Origin of the sequence: Streptomyces venetus, from assembly GCF_039540295.1 — a bacterium.
GTDB lineage: Bacteria > Actinomycetota > Actinomycetes > Streptomycetales > Streptomycetaceae > Streptomyces > Streptomyces venetus.
In genome coordinates this window covers 691,132-701,531 of record NZ_BAABET010000004.1, presented here as the reverse complement: position 1 = coordinate 701,531, position 10,400 = coordinate 691,132, and the positions used below count along the sequence as shown (strand labels likewise).

Here is a 10,400-nt window from a genome sequence, read left to right as displayed (position 1 = left end):
CCGCTCCTTCCCGTCCAGTCGGCCCGACGGCCGGTCACTTCGCATGCAGGAAGCGGTTGTCGACCAGGTCGAAGAGTTCCTCGTCGGTCGCGGTGTCGAGCTCCGGGCCCGAGGCGGGGTCGGGTCGCCCGTTCAGCTCGGCCAGCAGCTCCGACAGGCGTGCCACCGCCTGTTCCCGCTCCTGGTCCTGCAGTGCGCGCAGGTCGTCCGTCAGCCGGTCGAGGTCGGCGATGACGGCGTCCGCCGTGCGGTCCTCGTCGCCGACCAGCAGCGTGCCCAGGTGGCAGGCGACGGCACGCGGTGTGGGGTGGTCGAACACCAGAGTGGTCGGCAGGCGCAGCCCGATGGCCGCGGCGAGCCGGTTGCGCAGCTCGACCGCGGTCAGTGAGTCGAAGCCCATCTCCAGGAAGCCCCGGGTGTCGGAGATGTCGTCCGCGGACCGGTGCCCCAGCACCGTCGCCACCGTGGAGCACACCAGGTTCAGCAGGACCCGCTCGCGCTCGCCCTCGGAAAGGGCGTCCAGCCCTTCGAGCACGGTCGGCTCCCCGGCGCTCGCCCCGGGGAGCCCCGGCGACGCCGACTTGTGCGCGGCCGGCGCGACCAGTGCGCGCAGGACCGGCGGGACGACGCCGGAGGCGGCCTGCGCCCGCAGCGCCGCAGTGTTGATCCGCATGGGCACCAGCACCGCCTCACCGGACGTCAGGGCCAGGTCGAAGAGTTCCAGGCCCTGTTCCGACGACAGCGGCTGCATTCCGGAACGCGCGATCCGGGCCCGGTCCGCCTCCTCGAGGTGCCCGGTCATCGCGCTCTCCTGCTCCCAGAAGCCCCAGGCCAGCGATACCGCCGGCAGACCGCTCGCCCGGCGGCGCTGTGCCAACGCGTCCAGGGCCGCGTTCGCCGCGGCGTACACCCCCTGCCCGGCCGTCCCGAGGGTCCCCGATGCCGACGAGAACAACACGAACGCGGAGAGGTCCGTCCCCTGGGTCAGCGTGTCGAGATGGTCGGCCGCATCGGCCTTCGGTCGGACGACGCGGCTCAGCCGGTCGGGTGTCACGGAGGTCACCACTGCGTCCTCCAGCACCCCGGCGGTGTGGATCACCGCGGTCAGCGGGGCGCTCGCGGGTATGCGCGCCAGCGTCGCCGCCAGGGCGTCCCGGTCGGCCACGTCGCAGGCGGCCACCTCCGCTTCGGCCCCGAGCGCCGACAGCTCCGACACCAACTCCGCAGCACCCGGGGCCGTGGAGCCCTGACGGCTCACCAACAGCAGTCGTGAGGCGCCGTGGTCGGTGACCAGATGACGTGCGACGAGGCTGCCGAGCATTCCGGTGCCACCCGTGATCAGGACGGTTCCGTCGGCGAACGGCCGTTGCGCGTCGCGCTGTTCCACCGGCCCGCCGGACTTGGTGAGCCGGGGCAGCAGGACCTCGTCGGCGTGTATGGCGATCTGCGCCTCTCCGGTGGCCAGCGCTGCGGCCAACCGTCCGGGGGACGCGCGGCCGGTGTCCGTGTCCACCAGGACGAATCGGTCCGGGTGCTCCGTCTGAGCTGTCCGTACCAGGCCCCAGACGGCCGCCTGCGCGCTGTCCGGGACGTCCTGCGCCTGTGTCGCGACCGCGCCGTGGGTCAGCAGGACCAGCCGTGACGAGGCGAGGCGTTCGTCGGCGAGGTAGGACTGGAGCAGGCTCAGGGCCCGCCCCGCCGTCTCGTGGACGGACTCCTTCCCGACGGCAGCGGAGTCCGGGGCACAGGAGGCCACCACGATGTCGGGCGCCGCTGCACCCGAACGGATGTGTTCACCCAGCGCGGCCAGATCGTGGTGCCGGCGCACCTCGGTGTGCCCGTCCGTGGACCGCGTGTCCGCGGGCTCCTCGAAGCCGGGAACGGGACCCACCAGGGCCCACCTCCCGGGCGGTACGGACCGCCCGGCGGGCACGGCAGTCCAGGCGAGCCGGAACAGCCCGTTGTTCCGGGCCGACCGGGCGGAGCCCAGCTGAGCGGGATCGACCGGCCGCAGAGCCAGCGAGCCCACCGAGGCCACCGGGTTCCCGGACGGGTCGGTGAGCGTGAGCGTGACCGCGTCCGTCCCCGCGGGCGACAGCCGTACCCGCAGCGCGGAGGCCCCGAGCGCCCGCAGTGACACGTCGGTCCACGAGAAGGGCAGCCGAGCCGCCGGTCGTTCCGGCCGCCCCGTGCCGTCGTCCGGGCCGATCAGTGCGACGGCCTGCAAGGCCGCGTCCAGCAGTGCGGGGTGCAGACCGAACGACTCGGCGTCGGAGAGGTGCGCCTCGTCCAGAGACACCTCGGCGAAGACGTCCTCCCCGAGCCGCCAGGCCGCTCGCAGTCCCTGGAAGGCCGGCCCGTACTCGTACCCCTGGTCGGCCAGCCGGACGTAGTGATCGCTCACGTCGACCGCGACCGCGCCCTCGGGCGGCCACGTCCCGGTCTCCGGGGCGGTGGCGGGCGCTTCGGCGACGAGGACACCGGTCGCGTGCCGCGTCCAGGGCTCGTCGTCCCGGACCCGGGAATGCACGGAGACCGACCAGTCCTCGCCCTGGCTCTCCGCCACCACCTGAAGGGTTGCCTCGCCCTCCTCGGGCAGGATCAGCGGAGCCTGGACGGTCAGTTCCCGGACCTGCCCGGCGCCCAGCAACCTGCCCGCGTGATGCGCCAGTTCGAGGAACGCGGTGCCGGGCAGCAGGACGGTGTCGTGCACGGCGTGGTCGGCGAGCCACGGTTGGGCACGGGTCGATATCCGCCCGCTGAGCACCAGACCGTTCCCCGTCGCGGTGACGACGACCGCTTTGATCAGCGGATGGTCGTCCGGCGTGAGGCCCGTCGCCGAGAGGTCCGCGCCCGCGTCGCCGTCGTCCAGCCAGTAGCTTCGCCGCTGGAAGGCGTACGTCGGCAGCTCCACCCGACGGGCGCCGGCGCCCGCGAACATCCGGGACCAGTCGAGCGGAACCCCGTGGGCGTACAGCCTGCCCGCCGACCGCAGGAAGCCGTCCAGCCCTCCGTCGTCCCGGCGCAGCGATCCGGTGACGAGCACGTCGTCCGCCCCGGCGTGCTCCACGGTCTCCTGAACCGGGACCGCCAGTACCGGATGAGGACTGATCTCGAGGAAGACGTCGTAACCGCTCTCGGCCAGTTCCCGGGTGACCTCCTCCAGCCGCACGGGCCGGCGAAGGTTGCGGTACCAGTAGTCCGACCGGAGGTCACCGGCCTCCAGGCGGGTGCCCGTGACCGTTGAGAGGAATGCCGTCCGAGGGGAGGCGGACCGGACACCGGTGAGTGCCTCCAGCAGTTCGTCGCGCACCTCTTCGACCTGCGGGGAGTGCGACGCGTAGTCCACCGGGACACGGCGTGCCCGCACGCCGTCCTCGGCACACCGGGCCATGAGGCCCTCCAGTGCCTCCCCGTCGCCGGACACCACCACCGAGGAAGGGCTGTTGACCGCTGCCACCGACAGCCGGTCGCCCCAGGACTCGATGAGGGACGCGGCCTCGGCCTCGCCCAAGGCGACGGTGACCATCCCGCCCCGACCGGCCAGCGACCGCAGTGCCTTGCTGCGTACGGCCACCACGCGGGCCGCGTCCTGAAGGGAGAGGACACCCGCCACGCACGCGGCGGCGATCTCGCCCTGCGAATGGCCCACCACCGCGTCCGGCTCCACACCCACCGAGCGCCACAGGGCCGCCAGCGACACCATCACCGCGAACAGCGCCGGCTGGACGATGTCCACCCGCTCCAGCCAGTCGGCGTCCGACCCGCGCAGCACGTCGATCAGCGACCAGTCCACATGCGGCGCGAGCGCCGCGGCGCACTCCTCCATGGCATCCCGGAAGACGGGGGAGGAGTCCAGCAGACCGGCGGCCATGCCGGCGAACTGCGCACCCTGGCCGGGGAAGACGAACACGGTCTTCCACCGCCGGCCCCCGGCACCGGCGTCCTCCCCGTCGCGCCGCGGTCGGCCCGAGACGACCGCGGCGGACTCCTCACCCCGGGACAACGCCCCCAGCGCCCCTACCAGTTCGCTCCTGCCGGAGCCGACCACGACCGCCCGATACGGGAAGACGGCCCGGGTCGTCGCGAGGGAGTGGCCGATGTCCGCGTCGGTCACCTCCGGATGGGCGTCCGCGTAGGCGGCCAGCCGCTCCGCCTGCGCTCGCAGCGCCTGGTGGCTCGCGCCGGACACCACCCACGGCAGTGCCGGCGCGACGGACGGGGCCGCACCCCTGCCCGTGGCGGACTCGTCGGTGACGGAGCTCTCCTGGGGCGCCTGTTCGAGGATGACGTGTGCGTTGGTGCCGCTGACCCCGAAGGACGAGACGCCGGCGCGGCGCGGCCCGTCGTCGTCGGGCCATGCGCGGTTCTCGGTCAGCAACCGGACGGCGCCGGCCGACCAGTCCACGTGCGGTGTCGGTTCGTCGACGTGCAGGGTCCGCGGCAGGACCCCGTGCCGCATCGCCATCACCATCTTGATCACCCCGGCGACACCGGAGGCCGCCTGGGTGTGGCCGATGTTGGACTTCACCGAGCCCAGCCACAGCGGCCGGTCCTCCGCGCGCCCCTGGCCGTACGTCGCCAGCAGCGCCCGGGCCTCGATCGGATCACCGAGCGTGGTCCCGGTCCCGTGCGCCTCGACCGCGTCGACTTCGGCCGGCGACAGTCGGGCGCTGTCCAGCGCCGCTTCGATCAGCCGCTCCTGGGACGGGCCGTTGGGGGCCGTCAGCCCGTTGCCGGCACCCGCGTGGTTGACCGCGGAGCCGCGGATGACGGCCAGCACCGGGTGATCGTTGCGTCGCGCGTCCGACAGCCGTTCCAGCACCAGGACTCCGGCGCCCTCGCCCCAGCCGGTGCCGTCGGCGGCCGCGGCGAACGGCTTGCACCGGCCGTCCGCGGCCATACCGCGCTGCCGGCTGAACTCCACGAAGGCATTCGGGGTGGACATCACGGTCACTCCGCCCGCCAGCGCCAGGGAACACTCCCCGGAGCGCAGCGCCTGGCACGCCTGATGCAGCGCCACCAGCGACGACGAGCAGGCGGTGTCGACGGTCACCGCGGGACCGGTCAGCCCGAGCACGTAGGAGGCCCGTCCTGCCACCACGGCCGCGGTGCTCCCGGTCAGCCGGTAACCGGCGACCTCGTCGCCCGCGTCCAACCGGGAGGGGAACGCGTACCCCTGGTGCGTCATCCCGACGAAGCCCCCGGTTCGGCTGTCCCGCAAGGACGTCGGATCGATACCGGCCCGCTCCAGCGCCTCCCAGGTGACCTCCAGCCACAACCGCTGCTGCGGATCCATGGCGAGCGCTTCGCGCGGGTTGATTCCGAAGAACTCCGCGTCAAACCCCGACGCGTCGTCGAGGAAGGCGCCGGTACGCACGTAGCTCTTTCCCGGGCGACCCGGTTCCGGGTCGTACAGGCCGTCCAGGTCCCAGTTGCGTCCCTCCGGAAACCCGGAGACGAGGTCGGCCCCGTCGCGGACCACGCGCCACAGTTCTTCCGGAGACTCGACGTGTCCGGGGAACCGGCATCCCATACCCACGATCGCTACGGGTTCGTGCTCTTTCTGCTCGACGTGGTCCAGACGGGCGCGCGTCTGGCGGAGCTCGGCGGTGACGAGCTTCAGATACTGGCGAAGTTTGTCCTCAGGGCTGGTCACGAGATTCCAAGCTCCTTGTTGACGATGTCGAATATCTCGTCGTCGGTCGCCAGCATCAGGGCGTCCCCACCCGTCGCCTCGCTGGTGACGAGGTCGGGCTGGTCCCATTTCCACAGCAGCGTCCGCAACCGTGCGACGACGCGGGCGCGCGCCTCGTCGTCGGCCTCCATCGCGTCGACCGCCGCCTCCAGCAGGTCCACGTCGGCGAGGACCGAGTCGGCCTCCGCACCGTCGGGGAAGACCTCCGTGCGCAGGTGCCGGGCCAGCGCGGCCGGGGTGGCGTGGTCGAAGACCACGGTGGTCGGCAGAGCCAGACCGGTGGCTTCGTTGAGCCGGTTACGCAGCGTCAGCGAAGCCATCGAGTCGAACCCGAGATCCTGGAACGCCGACGCGGCGCGGACGTCCTCCGCCGTGTGGTGCCCGAGGGCGGCGGCCGCGTGGGTGCGCACCAGGTCGAGAAGGAGCCCCTCCTGTTCGTCCACGGGCAAGGACGCCAGACGCTCCCGCAGTGCCCCGGCGCGCCCGGGCCCGTCTTCGCCGTGCAGGGCGCGCTGCGCGTCGGGCAGGTCGTTCAGAAGCGCGCGCGATCGGGACGTGCTGTACGCGGGCGCGAACCGCTCCCAGTCGATGGCGGCGAAGGCCGTGGCGGTCTCGTCGCGGTCGAGCGCCGCCTGCAGACCCGCGAGGGCCGTCTCCGGTGCCATCAGCGGTACGCCGCGCCTGAGCAGCAGATCGCCGGCTCCGTCGGCCATTCCGCCACCGCCCCACGCTCCCCAGGCGACCGAGGTCGCGGCGCGTCCACCGGCACGGCGGAAGCTCGCCAGGGCGTCCAGGAACGCGTTGGCCGCCGCATACGCCGCCTGCCCGGTGTTGCCCCACAGCCCGGCTCCGGAGGAGAACAGGACGAACGTGTCGAGGGACCGCCCGGCGGTCGTTCCGTCGAAGACGGCGTCGAGGGTCCTGGCACCCGCGAGCTTGCCGGACAGCACCTCGGCCATCTCGGTGAGGTCGCACCGCGCCAGCGGCTTCTCCTCATGGATCGCGCCGGCCGCATGCACGACGGTGGTGACCGGATGGTCCGCGGGCAGCGACTCGACGACCCGGCGCAGATCGTCCTGGTCGGTGATGTCGCATGCCGCGATGGTCACCTTGCTGCCCATCCGGGTGAGTTCGGCGTCCAACTCGGCCGCGCCGGGGGCGTCGTACCCCCGGCGGCTGAGCAGGACCAGGTGCGGGACGCCCCGGCCGGCCAGCCACCGGGCCACCTGCGCGCCGAGGCCACCCGTCCCCCCGGTCACCATGACAGCGCCCGTGGCCTGCCAGACGCGCCGTACCGGTGTCTCGGCCAAGGGGGAGCGCACCAGACGGCAGCCGAGAACGCCGTCGGCACGCACGGCCAGCTGGCTTTCGCCGCCCGGCTCGCCGAGGACGGCCACGAGGCGGGACAGCGCGGCCTCGTCCACCGATTCCGGCAGGTCGATCAAGCCGCCCCAACGCTCCGGCCATTCGAGCGCCGCCACCCGTCCCAGCCCCCACACGGCCGCCTGCGCCGGGCGCCGTACCAGGTCGGCGCCGACGGCCACCGCACCCTGGGTGAGACACCACAGCGGGGCGTCGATCTCGGCGTCGCCCAGCGCCTGCCCCAACACCACCGTGGTGGCGAGGCCGTTGGTCAGGGGGGATCCTTCCGGCAACGGCTGTTCGTCCACCGCCAGGAGGGACACCACACCCGCAGGCGGCCGCTCCCCGGCGGCCTCGCGCAGCCGGCGACCGAGAACCGCCCGGTCGGTCCCGGTCCGGGCATCGACGCTCAGAAGGACGACCTCGCTCGCCCCTGCGCGCCGCAATGCCGCCGACAGCTCGTCCCTCGGGCTCTCGGCATCCGCTGGTGAGACGATCAGCCAACGGCCGGACACCTGGGGCGTGGCGGTCGTGGTCAGCGGCGCCCAGTCGACGCGATACCGGTGATCGTCGACCCGGGCCGAGGCCCCGTCGCCGCCCGAGGCCTCGAGCCAGTAGCGGCGGCGCTGGAAGGCGTAGGTCGGCAGCGGCACCCTACGGGCGTCGGTACCGGCGAGCACGCCCGCCCAGTCCACCCCGGCGCCCCGTACATGCAGTTGTCCCAGTGCCGCCAGCAGGGTCCGCTGCTCGTCCTCGTCCCGGTGCGAGGCCGCGGCGAAGACGATGTCGCCGCCGTCGACGCACTCCTGGCCCATCGCCGCGAGCACGGCGTCCGGACCGAGTTCCAGGACCGTGGTGACGCCTTCGGCCTGAAGCGTGCGGACCGCGTCGAGGAACCTGACCGTGTCCCGCGCGTGCCGCGCCCAGTACGCCGGCGTGCACAGCTCCTCGGCCGTCACCAGAGCGCCGGTCAGCGCGGACACCACCGGGATCCGGGGAGCCTTCAGGGACACGCCCCGCACCACGGCGGCGAAGTCCTCGGTCATCGCGTCCATACGGTGCGAATGGAACGCGTGGCTGACCCGCAGCCGCTTCGTCTTCCGTCCCCGGCCGGCGAAGTGCGCCGCCACTTCCGCGACCGCGTCCTCGTCACCGGCGACCACCACCGAGGAGGGACCGTTCACCGCCGCGAGCCCGACGCGGCCGGACCGCTCCGCCAGCAGGGGCGCCACCTCGTCCTCGGCCGCCTGCACCGAGGTCATCGCACCGCCTCGCGGCAGCGCCTGCATCAGCCGGCCCCGGGCCGCGGCCAGGGTGGCCGCGTCCGCGAGCGACAGCACCCCCGCGACGTGCGCCGCGGTGAGCTCGCCGATGGAGTGGCCGGACACGAAATCGGGTCGCACGCCCCACGACTCCACCAGCCGGTACCACGCGACCTCGACCGCGAACAGCGCGGGCTGGGTCCAGGCCGTCTCGTCGAGCAGCCCGTCGGTCCCGGGGCCGCCGAAGACCACGTCCCGGATCGGCCGGCCGAGATGCCGGTCCAGTTCGGCGCACACCGCGTCGAAGGCGTCGGCGAACACCGGGTACCGCGCGTACAGGTCCCGTCCCATGCCCACCCGCTGCGCGCCCTGACCGGTGAACAGGATCGCCAGCTTGCCGTCGGACACCGTGCCGCGCGCGCCCGTGGCGGGCGGCTCACCCTCGGCGAGGCGGCGCAGGCCGTGTGCCAGCTCGGCACGGCCCGCCGCGACGACGACCGCGCGGTGCTCGAACGCCGACCGGGTCGTGGCGAGCGAGTACGCCACGTCGGTGAGGCGAAGGGCACGGCCGCCCTCGACGTACCGGCTCAACCGCTCGGCCTGAGCCCGCAGCGCGCCCTCGCCGCGGGCCGACACGAGCCACGGCAGCGGGACGTCCTCGGCCTCGGGCGGGCGCTCATCGGCGCCACCCCGGTCGGCGGCCGGGGCCTCCTCCACGATCACATGCGCGTTGGTGCCGCTGATACCGAAGGACGACACCCCCGCGCGGCGCGGGCGTCCGAGGTCGGGCCACTGCCGTGTCTCGGTCAGCAGCTCCACCGCTCCGGCCGACCAGTCCACCTGGGTCGAGGGCTCGTCGACGTGCAGGGTCCTGGGCAGCACACCGTGCCGCAGCGCCATCACCATCTTGATGACACCGGCGATGCCCGCGGCCGCCTGGGTGTGGCCGATGTTCGACTTCACCGAGCCGAGCCAGAGCGGGCGTTCACGATCGCGGCCGGCGACCGCCAGGATCGCCTGGGCCTCGATCGGGTCGCCGAGCGGCGTGCCGGTGCCGTGTCCCTCGATCACGTCGATGTCCGCGGCCGACAGGGCCGCGTCGTCGAGCGCCTGCCGGATCACCCGCTGCTGCGACGGCCCGTTCGGCGCCGTCAGCCCACTGCTCGCGCCGTCCTGGTTCACCGCGCTGCCGCGCACCACGGCGAGGATGTGCCGCCCGTTGCGACGGGCGTCCGACAGCCGCTCCAGGAGCAGCACCCCGGCGCCTTCGCTCCACCCGGCTCCGTCCGCGGAGTCGGCGAAGGACTTGCAGCGCCCGTCCGGGGCGAGCCCTCGCTGCCGGCTGAACTCCACGAACGTCGACGGGGTCGACATCACCGTCACGCCGCCGGCGAGGGCCAGCGAGCACTCGCCCCGCCGCAGTGCCTGGGTCGCCAGGTGCAGTGCCACCAGCGACGACGAGCACGCCGTGTCCACCGTCACCGCGGGCCCCTCCAGGCCCAGCGTGAAGGAGATCCGGCCGGAGGCGACGCTGCCCGCGCTTCCCGTGCCGAGGTAGCCCTCCACCTCCTCGGACGCCAGGCCCGGCCGGGAGCCGTAGTCGTGGTACATCACCCCGGCGAAGACACCGGTCCTGCTGCCGCGCAGGGACAGCGGGTCGATGCCGGCTCGTTCGACGGCCTCCCAGGACGTCTCCAGCAACAGTCGCTGCTGCGGGTCCATGGCGAGGGCCTCACGCGGCGAGATGCCGAAGAACCCCGCGTCGAACTCCGCGGCGTCGTAGAGGAATCCGCCTTCCCTCGTGTACGAGGTTCCCGGCTGATCGGGGTCGGCGGCGAAGAGTGACGCCAGCTCCCAGCCGCGGTCGCCCGGAAACCCCGACACCGCGTCCCGGCCGTCCAGGACCAGGTCCCACAGCTCCTCGGGAGAGTCGACACCGGACGGGTACCGGCAGCTCATCCCGACGATCGCCACCGGCTCGACCGCCGCACGCACGGCATTCCTCAGCCGCTCGTTCTCCTTCAACGAAGCCCGTAGGGCCTCGACCACCGCTTCGGACGATGTGGTCATGATCCCTC

Annotated in this window: 1 protein-coding gene and 1 pseudogene; both read right to left on the bottom strand. The window is 73.3% G+C overall.

Annotated features, from left to right (window positions below):
- Positions 1 to 34: 34 nt before the first annotated feature.
- Positions 35 to 5,659, bottom strand: coding sequence for a type I polyketide synthase (locus ABEA82_RS16785; RefSeq protein WP_345662288.1), 5,625 nt, complete (start codon positions 5,657 to 5,659; stop codon positions 35 to 37).
- Positions 5,656 to 10,368, bottom strand: a pseudogene (locus ABEA82_RS16780) (type I polyketide synthase); the annotation flags it as partial. The gene ABEA82_RS16785 and the pseudogene ABEA82_RS16780, both read right to left, overlap by 4 nt.
- Positions 10,369 to 10,400 lie beyond the last annotated feature (32 nt).